Below are 16,347 nucleotides of genomic sequence, written 5' to 3'. Positions count from 1 at the left end.
CTTTTTGTATAAAATTATTCTTCTTCCGCTTCCGAATATGGCAAGCGGATGGTAAAGGTCGTAAATACATTCGGTGTACTCGTCGCGTTGACCGTGCCGTGATGCAAGGTGATAACCTTGTTCACAAAGTACAGGCCGAGACCGATACCGTGATTCGATTTCTTGTTTCTGGATTGTTCCGTCTGGTACATGCGGTTCCAGATATGCTCGATATTTTCCTTTTCGATGCCGATACCGTTGTCCGTGACTTCGATAACCAGTTCGTCGCCGACACGTCTGGCGGAAATATCGATTTTTGATTTGGTGAACTTCATCGCATTATCCACCAGATTGGCGATAGCACGTCGCAAAGACACTTCGTGAGCCGTTATGTGTAAGCCCGGTTCGATGCGTGACGTAATGGTAATATGTCTTTCACTGGATAATCGCGTATAATCGTGAACCATATTCGTCAGCATCTGTGATACGTCGAGCGGTGCCACATTGAGATCGTGAGCCTTCTCCAGGCGTGCTACATCCAATAGCTGGGAAACGAGACTTGACATGAATTTCGCCTGCTCCTGAATATGAGTGAGCCCTTCGCGCAGGTCGTCTTCGGACCGTGCGTATTTTAAGGCGTACTCACTTTCCGCCTGAATGACGGAAATCGGTGTGCGCAATTCATGAGAGACGTCCGAACTGAACTGCTTTTCGCGGTTGGATGAGTCCTCCAAGCCTGAAATCATACGGTTAAATGTGACCGTCAGTTCATAAATCTCATCCCGTGCCGTTCGCGCCGGAATATCGATGCGTCGACTCAAGTCGTTGTTCTTGCCGATAAACTTTGCCGTTCTTGTCAAGGTTCGGACAGGTTTAAGGCCTTTTTTGATAAAAAGGTAGCCCCCCAGTGATGAAATGAGTAAGAAGATTACATTACCCAGCAAGAGGCTGTACAATAGATTTTCTGTTTTTTTCGACGCCGTCTTTACCTTTGTGGCGGCTCTGAGAATACCACGGTAATTCGGTTCATTTACAGGCGTATCGTAATAATAGAATGTATCTTCACCGGATTGAATTTCACCTACCTGCCCTAAGGAGAGTACTGTCTGATTAGGAAATCCATCAGGCAATGCCCCTTTGATGATATACCCGTCCTGCGTGGATACGAAGAAGAATGTATTATCCTGATACGGTTTGAATTTGCGAATATCCGTAGCCATGATCATGGCTTGTTGCTGCAGGCGTTCCCGTACCTCTTTGTTATCCGACTCGTGAGTATATGTATAAATCCATGCGGATGCGACCATCAAAATGATGAGCAGGAAAATGGTGTACCAAGACATGATTTTGAATGTAAGGGGGAGGCGGTTGAATAAATCAGTGGCCGCCCCCGATATGGTATCCAAGTCTCGGTGAGGATCATTAGTTTTCTGTTTTGAGGACATACCCTACTCCGCGAACTGTCTGAATGAGTTTTACATTTTCATCAGTATCGACTTTTTTGCGCAAATCTTTAATATATACGTCGATTAGATTAGAATAGCTTTCATAATCGTATTCCCATACATGGTCGAGAATTTGTTGACGAGATAATACGATGTTTTCATTACTTGCTAAATAGAACAAGAGGTCGAATTCCTTCGCCGTCAATGAAATCGTTTCGCCGTCGCGTTTTACCGTACGTTGAGGTACATTGATCGTCAACGGACCTACGTGGATGTCGTTTTGTGCGTGGCGCGCATTGCGTCGAGCCAAAGCGTAAATGCGGGCAGTCAATTCCTCGAGATCGAACGGTTTTACAAGGTAGTCGTCCGCACCCGTGTTGAGGCCGGTTACCTTATCCTGCAAGGAGTCTTTTGCCGTAAGCAATAATACAGGTGTCGTATTGCCGTCGTTGCGGATCTGCGCCAATGCGCTGACACCGTCAAGAACCGGCATCATAATATCCATAACGATTACGTCATAACTGGATGTATTTACATAATCAATAGCTTGTTGACCGTTGAAGCATGTATCAACCGTCATATTTTCTGCGCGTAAATATTTGGCTGTAATACCATTTAGCATTTCTTCGTCTTCTACAAGTAAAATTTTCATTCTCAGTTCTCCTTATGTATGATAAAAAAATATAGCTCTCTTAGCTCTCAGACTACATTGATATAGTTGTTATATATGTGCTTTCTTATAAAAGAAGCGACTTATATAAGGCCCTATATATAATATTATATAATTTATTTATCTATAATCATACCTTATACAATAGGAATGAGCAAAACATGAATGAAATAGCGAGGTTATGAGGCTTTTCTTAATATGAAAGTCGCCGAAATGAGCGAAACCCATGAATCTTAATGAATTTTACTAATGAATGACGAGGAAACTATATCGAAGATTGCCGTATGTGCATAGTTAGACCTGTTTTTTCAGATTTTCGGGGTTGTGAAGAAAATCACAAGGAAAACTTATGATAATAATTATCATAGAAATAATCGTTATTTATAATTGGCTTTTTTTGTGTACTTTTACGGGCTAAATTCGAGGTGTTTTTAGTAGGAATTTAAGAGGTCTGTTTCGATTTATAATTATGGAACATGTTATGAATGTTGATTTTATGGGGATAGCTTTCATTGGTTAGAAAATTACAATACAGAGAAATTTCGGAACCGAACTACTTTCGTATTATCCTAAAGTTTGAATAAAAAATATTCATTTAAATAAATTGATTATCTTTAAACTGCTTGAAGAAATAGTAATTGATATGAGCTATCAATTAAATTCATCAAAATTAATTATGCATAATAGGGTTTAGACATGGTCTGAAATGCTCTCTATAATTAAAGACAAAGCTATAAGAAAAATCGCGTAAGTACGGGTTTTTTCTTGCAAAGAAAAATGATTAGGTTATCAAAATTTTTTATGAGCTTTATGAAATTGGATAGTCTAACTAATTTTCTTATTAAATGGTAGTTATGAGGAGGTCATTATGGAACAGTTTGATGTTCTAGTAGTAGGTAGCGGTGGCGCTGGTATGCGTGCGGCTCTTGAAGTTGGTCGTCGCAAAGGCTTAAAAGTAGCTCTTATTACTAAAATTTTCCCAACCCGTTCGGCAACAGCAATGGCGCAAGGCGGTGTTAATGCATGTTTGAATAACGTAGCAGCTGAAGATACAGTTGAAACACATACTTTTGATACAGTAAAAGGTTCCGACTATCTTGGCGACCAGGACGCTATCGAATTCTTCTGCTCCCGCTGTCCGGAAGGCGTGCTTGAAATGGACCACATGGGCGCTCCATTCTCTCGTACAGAAGAAAATAAAATCGCGCAACGTAACTTCGGTGGTCAATCCTATCCACGTACTTGCTACTCCGCGGATAAAACAGGTCACGTTATCTTGCACACTACTTATGAACAATGCTTGAAAGAAGGCGTACACTTCTTACAAGAATGGTACCTTTTAGATCTTGTTAAAGACGCAAACGGTCACGTCGGTGGCGCTGTTGTGTGGAACATGAAAGAAGGTAAAGTAGAACAGATTAAAGCAAAAGCTATTATCTTGTCTACAGGCGGTGCAGGTCGTATTTTCTGGACTCGTACTACAAATCCGTTCCTTTCCACAGGCGATGGCATGGCGGTAGCATTCCGCGCCGGTAACGGTTTGAAAGATATGGAAATGATCCAATTCCATCCAACAGGTCTCGGTCGTACCGGTATCTTGATGTCCGAAGCGGTTCGTGGTGAAGGCGGTTATCTTCTTAACGCTGAAGGCGAACGTTTCATGAAAAAATATGCGCCTAACAAAATGGAATTAGCATCCCGTGACGTTGTAGCGAAAGCAATCGAAGATGAAATCGCTGCAGGTCGTGGTTTCGGTTCTGGTCTTAACGCATACGTAGTAGCTGACCTTCGTCACTTAGGTCCTGAAGTTATCATTGAAAAACTTCATGGTATCCGTGACTTGGCTATGACTTTCGAACATTGCGATCCATTGACTCAACCGGTACCTATTCGTCCTACATGTCACTATACAATGGGCGGTATCGACGTAGTGGATTACAAAACTTGTGCATGTGAATTGCCTGGTCTGTTCGCTTCCGGCGAAGCATCCTGTATCTCCATCCACGGTGCTAACCGCTTGGGCGGTAACTCCCTGGCTGACGGCGTAGTATTCGGTAAAGTATCCGGTGCTGGCGCAGCTGATTATGCTGAATCTCATGAACAACCAAATGTAGATGCGGAACTTGCCGCAGCTGCAAAAGCTTGGGAAGATCGTTTCACAGAAGTAACATCCCGTGAAGGCGGCCGTCCGGTTGTAGAAATCCGCGATGCATTGGCTGATGCGATGTGGAATAAAGTAGGTATCTTCCGTAATGAAGAAGGTATTACTGAAGCCTTAAAAGAAATCGAACAATTGATTGAAGATTATAAAACTTGTTATGTAGGTGACCCTGAACGTACTTACAACATGGCATTCGTAAACTATTGTGAAATCGGCTCCATGTTAACAGTAGCAAAAGCTATTGCTATGGGCGCTTTACACCGCCGTGAATCCCGTGGCGCTCATATCCGTGAAGACCATCCTAAACGTAATGATGAAAGATATTTAAAACATTCCTTGATCAAATTAGGTGCTGACGGTCAATACGAATTAACAGAACGCGACGTAGTGTTCACTAAATACGAACCACAAGAAAGGAAGTACTAAGATGAGACAAATCACCTACCATATTCACCGTTACCAACAAGGTCGCGCGTTTGTACAGACTTTCAAATTCGATTACGAACCTGACCGTACAATCCTCTGGGGCCTTCAAAAAATTAAAGATACACAGGATCCAACATTGACATTCTTGGCAGCTTGCCGTTCCGCAGTTTGCGGCGCTTGCTCCATCCGTGTAAACGGCGAAGCGATGCTCGGCTGTGAATCTAAAATCGATGAATTGACAGAACGTTATGGCACAGACGAATTGACAATCGCTCCGATTGGCAACTTCCGTGTTATCCGTGACTTGGTTGTTGACTGGGAATCCAAAGTTGATCGCTTGAAAACAGTCGCTCCTTGGATTTTCCTTAAAGCTGAATTCAACGAAGGCGACAAAATCGTTCGTCAAACTCCGGCAGACTTCAAAAAATTCGTTGCCGGTACAGAATGTATCCTTTGCGGTTGCTGCGCATCCGAATGTAACAAATTGACTGCTCGTGAAGATGATTTCTTGGAACCATATGTATTCACCAAAGCTAACCGTTTCGTGTTGGATAGCCGCGATGATGCGCCTATGGCTCACATTCAACCTGCATTCGACAACGGTCTTTGGAAATGCGTTCACTGCATGAACTGTATCTCCCGTTGCCCTAAACACTTAAAACCTGCTATGGATATTTCCAACTTGCGTAAGGAAGCTACAAAAGCCGGCCTTACTAACAGCAAGGGCGTTCGCCATGCGGTTGCTTTCAAAGACGATCTCTACAAAACCGGTCGCTTGAAAGAAGTTTCTATGAGCTTGAAATCCGATGGTGTTGTTGATTCCGCTAAACAGGCATTCTATGCATTGCGCTTGTGGAAACACAGCAAAATCAATCCATTTGAACTTGTAGTACCTCAAAAACCTGTAAACGGTATTGATGGTGTTCGCAGACTTATGAAAGCAGCTGAGGAGGTAAGTAAATAATGAAATACGCATTTTTCCCTGGTTGCGTTCTTGAAAGCGCTGCCAAAGAAGACTACTTAGCAACAGTTGCTGTGGCTAAAAAATTAGGTATCGAGTTGGAAGAACTTGACGGCTGGACTTGCTGCGGCGCGTCCCACGTTCAGGATATCGCTCCGGAAGTTACACTTGCTACAAATGCTCGTAATATCGCATTGGCAGAAGAAAAAGGTTTGAACCTTTTGACTGTATGTAACACTTGTACATTGATGCTTCGCGAAGCTAAAAACGAACTTGATAACAACGAAAAAGAAAAAAACGAAGTTAACAAGAAATTGGCTCAAATCGGTAAACAATACCGTGGCACAACTGATGTAACTCACTTCTTGTGGGTGTTGATCCGCGATTACGGTTTGGACAAATTGAAAGAAAAAGTTGTTAAACCGTTAACAGGTTTACGTGTAGCTGAATATTACGGCTGTCATATTCTTCGCCCTCAAACTGAATTGGGCTTCGAAGATTATCAAATGCCTACATCCTTAGCAGATTTGATTTCCGCTATCGGCGCTACACCAATCGACTTCTCCCGTAAGCTTGATTGCTGCGGTTTCCATGCTGTATATCCTGCACATGATTCCGTAATGCAGATGACCGGCTCCATCAACAAAGATGCAGCTAATGAAGGCGCAGATTGCGTTGTAACTCCTTGTCCGCTTTGCCAAATGCAACTTGATATGTTCCAGAAAGAAGCAAAAGAAGTTGTTGGCGGCGGCAAAGATATGCCAATCTTGCACATGTCCCAGTTAATCGGTCTTGCACTTGGCATTTCCCCTGCTGAAATGGGCATGCCTAAACGTCACTTGACTGATACTGCGGCAGTGACTAAATTCGTAGGTTAATTCGTTTGATTTAGACGAGGCCTCAGTTGGCCATAATATAGCTCTAAATCCAAACCTATTATCATAATTACCAGTAAAAACCCCTAGCCCAGGCTGGGGGTTTTTACTTTTGATGTATGGTGCGTTGTAAGGCCGGTCCATATTTTGCGAAATATAGGATAGAGGCGTCCTCTTTTGATAAACGAAGAGCGCTATAGTATAATATCTATGTTGATTGTATATGTATATTTTTAGACTCAGAAAAGAGCGCATAGTAATAAGTACCGAAAGGGACTGGTGCGGAGGGGGCCAGTATGAATGATATGTTATTAGATTATATAGATCGCATGATTGTCAATGAAACGGACCATCGTGTATTTCCCGTTGATTTTGACGGTAAAAAGTATTACGTAAAACAAGATATCAGCAATCATAGGTCGAGTTGGATTAAACCCGCACCGCGAGCATCTTTTGACTATGAATTTTATAAAATATCCTTTGTGAATACAAAGCTGCCGGTGGCTCCGGTTATTGCCGGGTTTCGGGAACACTACTTCGTTACGGAATACAGCGGTCGCACATTGTCGTATTATAGTGAATTGACTGCTCAGCATCCTGATGATAACGATTTAAAAGAGATGGTAACACATATCTTTTATATATTCGGTAAAATCTTAGGACAGCTGCATGATTACGGTTTGTCCCACGGGCGTCCCGCCATGCGCGATATAACGTATGATCCCGCTAAGGATAAAATTACGATGCTCGACTGGGAGAACAGCCGCCGCTGGCCTGAATTGACCCCTCAGGGGTGGGACGTACTGATCTTTGTGCACAGTTATTTACGTGAAGATAATTTGCCGATGGATTACCTTTATGCGATGATGAACGGATATAGTTCGGCATGTACGGCGCGCGATACGATTTTACATATTAAAGACATCTTTCGTAAGCATGAATACCTCTTCAAATTCTGCCGACTCCTCAACCCGTTCCACTTTGTGGATACCGAGGCGGCCGTGAAAGCTTATGATTTTATAATGGCGTTAAAAACTGAATAAAAGTCTCTGTAGTTTATTTCTTTTTGTTGTTGTACGAGTTATATCCGTTATATGGGTTATAGTTTATTGTTAGATAATTATAGAGCTTTGTGTAGACCTTTATGTCGACGTACTGTAAGGCCCCCTCGAAGGAGGCCGAGTACCGAGGATAAGGGTCTTATTTTTATGTGCGGACGGTTCGGTTCTTTATATGCGTTGTATCCGTTTTTATATGTAGTCGGTATCTGTTTCTGCATGTAGTAGATATCTGTTTCGGCATGTAGTCGGTATTTTCTATATGTAAGCCGATGTTATTTCCGTACTTTCACAAAAATGACGCCATATATCGCGGAGGGCATTGTCATGACCTTAATTCGAGAATGTAGGGCGGTGAAAGGAGGTGATACGATGGCTACGATTAAACGTACGAAACTGGTGTTGCGCTTTAATGTCGGTACCGAAGATATGCCGAAGTATAAGAACGTCACCTATACGCGTGTTGCCGAAGAAGCGTCCGATGACAATATGAAAATTGTCGGCGATGCATTGGCGGCCTTGTATGACCACAGCTTGTCCGATGTGGTCCGCATCAACGAAATATCCCTAGGACATTAACGTTTGGCACAGTGCATCATCGGCAATGTCGAACCTTTGATGTCGCGTGCTCAGTCCACGCATTCCCATCCTTATTAATTTGAATGACTTGCTTACGAACTATGAAAGGAGGCGCCCACATGGCGGAAAAACGCGTTGTATATCTTACGTTTTCTACGGTCGATGGTAAAAGCGCATCGATTACAATTAGCGCACCTCGCGCTGGAATTACTTTACAAGATGCTAAAACAGCGGCTAATGCGTTAGTGGCGAATAAGGTTATCCTTGGACCCCATGATGCAGTGCTCGCTGCGTTTACAGCGGCTCGTGAAGTGACAACACGGATTACCGAACTCAAATAGATTGGCAGCATGCTGATCTTGGAGCAAAGGGATTGTTGTTAACATTGCATATTCCATATGTAGTATGAAGGCCCTCGCCTATGGTGAGGGCCTCTTTATTATGGTAAAATATAAGGTATACCAAATGGTTGTATGAAACTGTCAGCGAAACGATGCGCTGGAGTTAACGCATTATAGAACCCGAGACGGGTATTGATAAAGAGGTAAATTACGTGGAATATATCATTTCATTTATGGAAACGTATGGCTATGCGGCCATGTTTATTGCGATGACCTTGGAAAACGCCAATGTACCTATTCCTAGTGAAATCGTTCTGGGTTTTGCGGGATATTTAATCGCGCAGGGTATATTTGACCTGCATACAACGATGGTGGTCGGCATTTTAGCCGGAATTATAGGGTCTATTCTGTCGTACTGGATGGGGGAATACGGCGGACGGCCGTTGTTGTTGAAGTACGGTAAATATATATTCTTTAATGAACATAAATTTGAACTTGCCGAAAAGATGTTCAATAAATACGGCGGTGCGGCGGTATTTTTCGGCCGTTTATTGCCGGGGGTACGTACGTTTATTTCGTTCCCGGCGGGTATGGCTCGTTATCCTTTGTGGCATTTTATCATTTGGACGGTCCTCGGTACGATTCCGTGGACGATTTTGCTCGTTTATTTGGGTAAAGTCCTCGGTGAAAACTGGAAAGATCTTATCGAATACAATCATGAGTTTTTAATTGTCATGATTGTCGTATTTGCTATTGTTGCAGCTGTCCTAGGCTACAGATACTATCGCAACCGTCGATAAGGAGGGGATTGTATGAAACTCTCTAGATTGACACCTGTCGTGTTTATCGTGTGGCTTGTATTTTACATGGTGGGAAATAATATTCTGCCCGTTACCGATCCGGTGGAGTCGAATTATGCGTTGACCGCTAAGGAAATGGTTCTTTCGGGAAACTGGTTGTCGCCTCAGATTTACGGGACCTATTGGTATGATAAGCCGATTATGATTTATTGGCTTATCGCGTTAGGCTTCAAGCTGTTCGGTATTGCCGATTGGGTGGTGCGCTTGCCGAGCACCCTCTTCGGGGCTTTATCGGTGGCTACCATGTATCAGGCGATACATTCGATGAGCGGTCGTTGGGTATTGGGCCTTATTGCAGCGTCCGTGCTCGGTTCGTCCTTGATGTTCTGGACCGTTGCGCATGGCGTCGTCACGGATATGGTATTGCTGTATACGACGTTGATGATCATGATTTATGCTTATAAAGGCCTTGTGTTGAATCGCCGAAATGCGATGATCGTAGCCTATGCGTTTGCAGCGTTAGGCGTTCTCACAAAGGGGCCGGTAGCCATCGTATTACCGGGTATCATTCTGCTTATTTATGCCGCTATATATCGCTCCGGTACGATGTTGAAACGCATCTTTGATTGGCGCGGCATTCTCGTGTTCTGCGCGATTGCCTTGCCTTGGTATGCCTATATGTACTCCGTTCACGGACAGGCCTTTATCGACGGATTTTTGGGCTTGCATAATGTGACGCGGGCTACCCAGTCCGAGCATCCGGAGGACAATGTATGGTGGTATTATATTGCCATCTTTTTGGGGGCTTCCTTGCCGTGGACCGGGGCTGTCATTTATGGCATAATCAGCGGATATAAACAACGCCGTAAGGCGTATGTATACTGTTTGGCATGGGGCTTGGGAACGATTTTATTCTATACGTTGATGGCCACCAAATATCCTCTGTATACATTCGTGAGCCTTATTCCGGTCAGCGCTTTCGGTGCGATGGGCGTGATGAAAGCAGTTCGGGCCGGACGATCAAGGGTTCTTCCGTGGATCATTATAGGACCTACCTTGTTGCTGTGGCTTTCTTATGTAGTGGCGTCATTCTTTGCGCCGTGGGGATTCTATTATTTATTGTATGTAGTCGTAGCTGTTTCGGTTCTGCTTGTACTGCATGCATGGTATACACATCATCGATATCGTTTGGTGAGCATTATTGTTCTCGGTACGATGGTGATCTCCTCGATTGTTCTGATGGAGGGCGTTGAGCCTTTATTTAAACAGCGCAGTTCCATCGATGTGGTGCCTGTTGTGGATTCGTATGACGGCGATGTGTATTACTATAACGGATACAGCACGGCTGTCGTATATTATACGGGGCACAAGGTGGTTAAAATCAATGGTGATGAAAGCCGTTGGGATGATCAAGGTAAATTAAAAAAACGCAGCGCTGAATGGCAGAAAAAATATCTTATGCAGCAAGTATCGGAGAAGGAATTTATTAAGATCCTTTCCTCCGGCAAACCGCTTATGCTGATCGTGCCGAAAGGGGAAATTAAACACTTCCGTCAGTCTTCCATCTATCCGTATGTATCGGAATACAGCGAAGCGGGAACCTCCGAAGTATATATTTTAAATAAACAGACTCTGTTTCACTAAAGTTTAATTAGACTCTGTTTTACTAAAGTTTAATTGCAGATTGCAGGCATCGCCTTTATGGCGGTGCCTGTTTTTGTGTGCGCCATTATGTATGCGTAAACATTCACTCAATCGGGGTGTGATCGGTAAATAACATACGATGTATGGTGTATGAAACATGAAAGTGAAATATGAAAGTGAAATATGAAATAGGAAATATAGCATATGGTATTGAAATATGAAGTACATTATATGATATATAAAGCCTATAATGTTAATATGTATTATTGACATAAATAAAACATATTGTTATAGTAGGTTATATTAAGTTTAGAAGACGAGGTGATCTAAGGCCTTATTTGATCTAAGGTTTAGAAAAATGCGAAAAGTGACATGAGTCAGAAACGCCCCTTGTTGTGAGGTAGAAAGAGGGGATATTATGAAGAAAACCTGGTATCTTATCATTGCTGTTGTGCTTCTCGTTATCGGAGGTGCGGCGTATGCATATCATCAGCATACGGTACCGAAGTCAGCACAGGAGCTGAAGACCGTGCGTGTTGCGTATTTGCCGATTACTCATGCGCTGCCCGTATTTGCTACGAAGGAATTGGAGACGGCGGATGGTCCCGTTCATGTAGAGCTTGTTAAATACGGTTCCTGGCCGGAACTTATGGATGCGCTCAACACCGGTAAAGTAGACGCCGCAGCCGTTCTCGTTGAGCTCGGCGTAAAGGCTCGTGAACAGGGGATTGATGTGCGCGCAGCGGCATTAGGTCATACGGAAGGTAACATTATCGTTGTAAATAACGACATTAACTCTGTACAGGATTTGAAAGGCAAATCCTTTGCCATCCCTCATAAACAATCGACTCAAAAAATCCTTGTAGACCTTATGCTTGAACGGGCAGGTCTTAGCGAGAAGGATGTACACATAGTGGAGATGAGTCCGCCCGAAATGCCGTCCGCACTGTCGGTCGGTCAAATCGCCGGGTATAGCGTGGCGGAGCCGTTCGGTTCTCTCGCTATAGAAATGGGAGCCGGGAAGGTCTTTGAAGACCCTGATCACTTATGGCATGACAATATCTGCTGCGCCCTCGTGTTCAACGGTCAATTCGTCGATGAACATCACGATTTGGCGAAGGCTTTTACAAAAGCCTATCTCGATGCAGGTACATATTTAGATGAGCATCCAGAGGCGCAAAAGGAGATTACCTTAAAATACATGAAGTTTAAGGATCCTGTCATCGAGCGTTCCTTGCAGGTGATCGGGTTTGGAGATTTGGCCCTCACCGAGGATCGTTATAATGCGCTCGTGCATCACATGACCCATGTCGATCTGATTAAAAAGGTGCCGAGTTATGCGGAGTTTGTAGATACATCGTTGTTGCCATAGGGGGTAGACCATGAAGAAATACACATATGTGCCGGGCGCGTTCATCGCGGCCTGGCTGATTTGGGAGCTGGTTGTCCGCCTCGGCGGATTTAACGAAGCCTTGTTGCCGACGCCGTACAAGGTGCTGCTCGGGTTCGGAGAACTCATCGGGGATGGCATGTTGTTCAAGGATATTGCTGACAGTTTGGTGCGCTTTTTTATCGGCTATATCATTTCCGTCGTAGCCGGCGTGTTCTTGGGACTCATTTTAGGATGGTATAAGGGCATTTGGAACTATATCAATCCCATCGTTCAGGTGATTCGTCCCATTTCACCGGTGGCATGGTTGCCTTTTATCGTCCTCTTTTTCGGTATCGGACAGGCGCCGGCGATCGTCATCATCTTTATCGCGGCATTTTTTCCGGTTCTGTTATCCACGGTGTCGGCGATTCAGAATATCGACCCCGTATACATCAAGGTGGCTCGAAATTTTGGCATCAAGCAGCCGGAACTGTTGTTTAAGATCGTATTGCCCGCGGTGTTTCCCGGTATCGCATCGGGCCTTCATATCGCGCTCGGCACGGCGTGGATTTTCCTGGTGACGGGGGAAATGGTAGGCTCCCAGACGGGGCTTGGATTTCTCATCATCGACATGCGGAATAATTTGCGTAACGACCTCTTGATGGTGGCGATTTTGACGATCGGCTTTGTGGGACTTTTGCTCGATTGGGGCGTGTCCCTCATCGAAAAATGGATTTATAGACGTTGGGGCATTGAAAAATAGGAGGTGGACGCATGGGTTACATTTCGGTGCGCAATGCACATAAGGAATTTATGAAAGATGGAGAACCGCTCCCCATCCTTGAAAATATTAATCTGGACATTGAACGAGGCGAATTTATTTGCCTTTTAGGTCCTTCCGGGTCCGGTAAAAGTACGCTTTTAAATGCTATGGCAGGCTTTGAGCTCGTCACCTCGGGTTCCGTTACCATTGACGGAGCAGAGGTGAAAGCACCTCAACTGCGGTATGTAACGGTCTTTCAGAATTACGGACTGCTACCGTGGCGAACGGTGGAAAGCAATATTGAACTGGGCCTTGAAAGCAAGAACGTGCCTAAGGAAGAGCGACCTGCTATCATCGACAAATACGTGAAAATGGTGGGGCTCGACCATGCGCGAAACCGCTATCCGGCGGAGTTATCCGGCGGGATGCAGCAGCGTGTATCCATTGCGCGAGCGCTGGCGGTCGATCCGGATATTATTTTCATGGATGAACCGCTGGGGGCCCTCGACGCGTTGACACGCATCAATTTACAGGATGAAATTTCCCGCATCTGCCGTGAAGAGGGCAAAACGGTTGTATTCGTTACGCATGATATTGAAGAGGCGGTGGTCCTTGCAGATCGCGTCGTAGTGCTCGCCGCCAATCCGGGACGGGTGCAAACCATTATCCCTGTCAATCTCATCGATAGGACGGACCGGACCTCGGCGTCCTTCGTAAATATTCGAAACCATATATTTGAACAATTCCAGCTTGCCAAAGAAGACAAAATCGAGTTTTATATATAAATGTGATGTTGTATGCAGAAATATTTGAGTATTAATTTTACATCAAACTTTCAGAAACCGGTACTACTATGAATACAGTAACAGCATAGATTTTATGTAGTGCGTGATTATCGGATATATTATCACATATCATGATTGGGTACCGTAATATATGGATTGTATTATTATAGGTTTTAATGTATAAATACAGTATATAAAGACCTGCTAATGTGATTATAGCATTATTAATTATATGGTTCGGTAGTATAAATTGGGGGAAATCCTATGTCCTTATTTGCGCCAGAGAAAGAGAAAACGCTGTCTTTTGATGAATATATGGCCTCGTTTGATGTGGATCGGGTAGCAAAAGTACAGCAGTTTGTAGATTGGCTCGGTCAATATAGGGGAGAGCTTGTTCACAATCCGTGGGGTGAGGTGAATCCTGACCTCGAAATTGTTCGGCCCGATTTTGATGCGGCGCAGGTGCGCCGTAACAATTTGATGGCGTATTTGCTGCCGCGGCTGGGACGCTCCAAAATTTTTGTGGTGGCGGAGGCTGTCGGGTATCAAGGTGGACGCTTTTCGGGCATTGCCATTACCTGTGAGCGTATGTTGCTGGACAAACATAAAGCGATTCGGGCGCATCAGATAACACCTGTTACGTTACAACGGACCAGTTCATCTACCAGTTCTATGCTGAAACGGACCCAACAGGAACAAGGCTTTAACGAGCCTACGGATACGGTGGTATGGAGTGCCATCATCGAACAGGGTATTAATCCGTACGATGCGTTGCTGTGGAATATATTCCCCTTTCACCCTCATAGGGCGGGTGAACCGCTTACTAATCGGACGCCGACCGAGTCGGAGCAGCAGCTGGGTTGGGCATATACGAAACGGTTGTTGGCATTGCATGCCGAATTAGGCGGACCGGAGCCTCTCGTGCTCGCTGTCGGTCAAAAATCGGCGGACACGATGGGGCGATTCGGCCTTTTTGCAGTCGGTCTTAGACATCCGGCTAACGGTGGGGCTAATTTATACCGTGAAGGCTTTGCTGAAGCTGTAGAGAGAATTTTGAGATAGAAGGTACTACATATGAAACGTTATTGTGAATCCTGCCGTCAGTATTGTGACGAGGCGGCTATGTTCTGCCCTCATTGCGGGCAGTATACGACCGCGGTGGAGGTTGAGCGGATCGCACCGGAAGGTGATGTTATTTATCTGTTGGCACATTATCAGTTGAGTTACAAGGACACATTTCTACATGTGGTGGGCCGCAAATGTATGAATTCAGATGGCCGTGCATCCAGAGGGGAATTTTTACGGTTCTTTTTGATGTGGCTTTTAGTTATCGCTGGAATTCTGGCCCTTTCTTATGGGCTTACGGTGGTGCTTCATACGGGTATTTATTTAATCCTGCTGGCATGGATGTTACTGACAATCATCGGCCTTGTCTCGCTGATTCCGTTGGGATCTCTATGCATCCGTCGCCTTCATGATACCGGTAAAAGCGGTGACCATCTATTTTTAATCTTAATACCTTTCATCGGGCCGATTATTCTATTTGTTCTGCTGTGTAAGAAAGGTGAACCGAAGACCAATCAATATGGTGAGGCGTTGAGAAATATCGCTATTGACAAACGGTTGGCATCTATTATGAAAGTATCACCTACGAGCAGCGCTTTCACCACTCGAATTCTCGTTGCATTGCTGATGAGTGCTGTCTGTGTATGCAATATTTCGGCTCGTTATATGGGACCGGAAAATGAACTGGATCCGGACGGATGGTTTACGAATATCATTGTCGGTCAAGGTAGTGATGAAGCTGCACGGGACGTGGTACACGATTATTTTGACGCCGTCAATGAGAAGAACTATGATAAGGCTTTCACCTATGTTACCGATCAGGCTAAGGCGAATCCCGTAGAAAAACAGAAATGGATGGAGTCTATGAAGTCGGCGCCGAAGGTGGTTGTCGGGTCCTTAGGTACGAGTCGTATCAGCCGTATAAACAGCATGAAACGCATCATTTACGAAGCGGATCTGCAAGTCACTAAACCCGGAGATGGTGCGGTTGAGGCTACTCACATGACACGCTACATATCCCTCATCGAAGAAAATGGTGAATGGCATATTGAAGGGTTTTATAAAAACATGCCGGATGAAGAATGATAAAATAGTTAGGGCGGTTCGTGATCTGAACCGCCCTTTTTAATATTTGTTTAACTTTTGGTGAAATGAGGGGAGAACTCTTTTGTTTATATTGTTTTTATGTTATAATGAGCACAACGTGTGAAAGCGAGGCTTTCATCAAAACGATCGGACTATATTGTACTGAATATCGGATAGGAACGAAATCATGAGCCCTTTGCGGCATAACGTATCTGACAGTGCACTATACTCATTTGCTGCGGCAAATGGCACACAAACTAGGAACGGCAAAATTGGATAGCGCAATTTTTGCGCACATTTGACGAGACGCTAGTATAATAGCGCCTTTTTATTTGTG

15 protein-coding genes are annotated in these 16,347 nt (G+C 44.3%); 13 read left to right on the top strand and 2 right to left on the bottom strand.

The window, feature by feature from the left end; genetic code table 11:
* Positions 1–14: 14 nt before the first annotated feature.
* Complete coding sequence (locus VEHSUH05_RS04180; protein ID WP_105090820.1) at positions 15–1,424, bottom strand: sensor histidine kinase; 1,410 nt, start codon at positions 1,422–1,424, stop codon at positions 15–17.
* Positions 1,402–2,076 (bottom strand): response regulator transcription factor, encoded by a 675-nt coding sequence (locus VEHSUH05_RS04175; RefSeq protein ID WP_038117391.1) that lies wholly within the window; start codon positions 2,074–2,076, stop codon positions 1,402–1,404. Before VEHSUH05_RS04175 ends, VEHSUH05_RS04180 begins: the two co-directional genes overlap by 23 nt.
* 886 nt (positions 2,077–2,962) lie before the next feature.
* On the opposite strand from VEHSUH05_RS04175, the gene VEHSUH05_RS04170 reads away from it, so the two are divergent.
* The 13 genes from VEHSUH05_RS04170 to VEHSUH05_RS04110 all read left to right on the top strand — a co-directional run bounded on the left by VEHSUH05_RS04170 (position 2,963) and on the right by VEHSUH05_RS04110 (position 16,010).
* A complete protein-coding gene (locus VEHSUH05_RS04170; RefSeq protein WP_054674195.1) occupies positions 2,963–4,681 on the top strand; it encodes an FAD-binding protein in 1,719 nt (572 codons plus the stop codon).
* A gap of 1 nt (position 4,682) precedes the next feature.
* The gene (locus VEHSUH05_RS04165; protein WP_095066578.1) at positions 4,683–5,645 is read left to right on the top strand and encodes a succinate dehydrogenase/fumarate reductase iron-sulfur subunit; all 963 of its coding nucleotides are present in this window, start codon (positions 4,683–4,685) and stop codon (positions 5,643–5,645) included.
* Positions 5,645–6,520: a CoB--CoM heterodisulfide reductase iron-sulfur subunit B family protein gene (locus VEHSUH05_RS04160; RefSeq protein WP_038117385.1), complete on the top strand. Its 876-nt coding sequence runs from the start codon at positions 5,645–5,647 to the stop codon at positions 6,518–6,520. Before VEHSUH05_RS04165 ends, VEHSUH05_RS04160 begins: the two co-directional genes overlap by 1 nt.
* 293 nt (positions 6,521–6,813) lie before the next feature.
* Positions 6,814–7,560, top strand: coding sequence for a BUD32 family EKC/KEOPS complex subunit (locus tag VEHSUH05_RS04155; RefSeq protein WP_105090819.1), 747 nt, complete (start codon positions 6,814–6,816; stop codon positions 7,558–7,560).
* Positions 7,561–7,947: 387 nt separating this feature from the next.
* Positions 7,948–8,154 carry a DUF1659 domain-containing protein gene (locus tag VEHSUH05_RS04150; protein WP_038117382.1) on the top strand — a complete coding sequence of 69 codons (207 nt, stop codon included), beginning with the start codon at positions 7,948–7,950 and terminating at the stop codon, positions 8,152–8,154.
* Positions 8,155–8,273: 119 nt separating this feature from the next.
* Complete coding sequence (locus tag VEHSUH05_RS04145; RefSeq protein ID WP_105090818.1) at positions 8,274–8,495, top strand: DUF2922 domain-containing protein; 222 nt, start codon at positions 8,274–8,276, stop codon at positions 8,493–8,495.
* Between the two features lie 212 nt (positions 8,496–8,707).
* Positions 8,708–9,295: a DedA family protein gene (locus VEHSUH05_RS04140; protein ID WP_105090817.1), complete on the top strand. Its 588-nt coding sequence runs from the start codon at positions 8,708–8,710 to the stop codon at positions 9,293–9,295.
* A 12-nt stretch (positions 9,296–9,307) separates the two neighbouring features.
* Complete coding sequence (locus VEHSUH05_RS04135; RefSeq protein ID WP_105090816.1) at positions 9,308–10,939, top strand: ArnT family glycosyltransferase; 1,632 nt, start codon at positions 9,308–9,310, stop codon at positions 10,937–10,939.
* A gap of 418 nt (positions 10,940–11,357) precedes the next feature.
* Entirely contained in the window at positions 11,358–12,311 is a 954-nt protein-coding gene (locus VEHSUH05_RS04130) for an ABC transporter substrate-binding protein (RefSeq protein WP_105090815.1), read from the top strand.
* A 10-nt stretch (positions 12,312–12,321) separates the two neighbouring features.
* Complete coding sequence (locus VEHSUH05_RS04125) at positions 12,322–13,074, top strand: ABC transporter permease (protein ID WP_105090814.1); 753 nt, start codon at positions 12,322–12,324, stop codon at positions 13,072–13,074.
* 11 nt (positions 13,075–13,085) lie between these two features.
* A complete protein-coding gene (locus VEHSUH05_RS04120) occupies positions 13,086–13,859 on the top strand; it encodes an ABC transporter ATP-binding protein (protein ID WP_105090813.1) in 774 nt (257 codons plus the stop codon).
* A 264-nt stretch (positions 13,860–14,123) separates the two neighbouring features.
* On the top strand, positions 14,124–14,921 hold the full coding sequence (locus VEHSUH05_RS04115) for a uracil-DNA glycosylase (protein ID WP_105090812.1): 798 nt from the start codon (positions 14,124–14,126) through the stop codon (positions 14,919–14,921).
* 12 nt (positions 14,922–14,933) lie between these two features.
* The gene (locus tag VEHSUH05_RS04110; protein ID WP_054674202.1) at positions 14,934–16,010 is read left to right on the top strand and encodes a DUF805 domain-containing protein; all 1,077 of its coding nucleotides are present in this window, start codon (positions 14,934–14,936) and stop codon (positions 16,008–16,010) included.
* Positions 16,011–16,347: the final 337 nt, after the last annotated feature.

This window comes from Veillonella denticariosi JCM 15641, from assembly GCF_002959855.1.
GTDB classification, from domain to species: Bacteria; Bacillota; Negativicutes; order Veillonellales; family Veillonellaceae; genus Veillonella; species Veillonella denticariosi.
The sequence above is the reverse complement of the archived record's forward strand: the minus strand, read 5'-3'. Positions and strand labels throughout refer to the sequence as shown.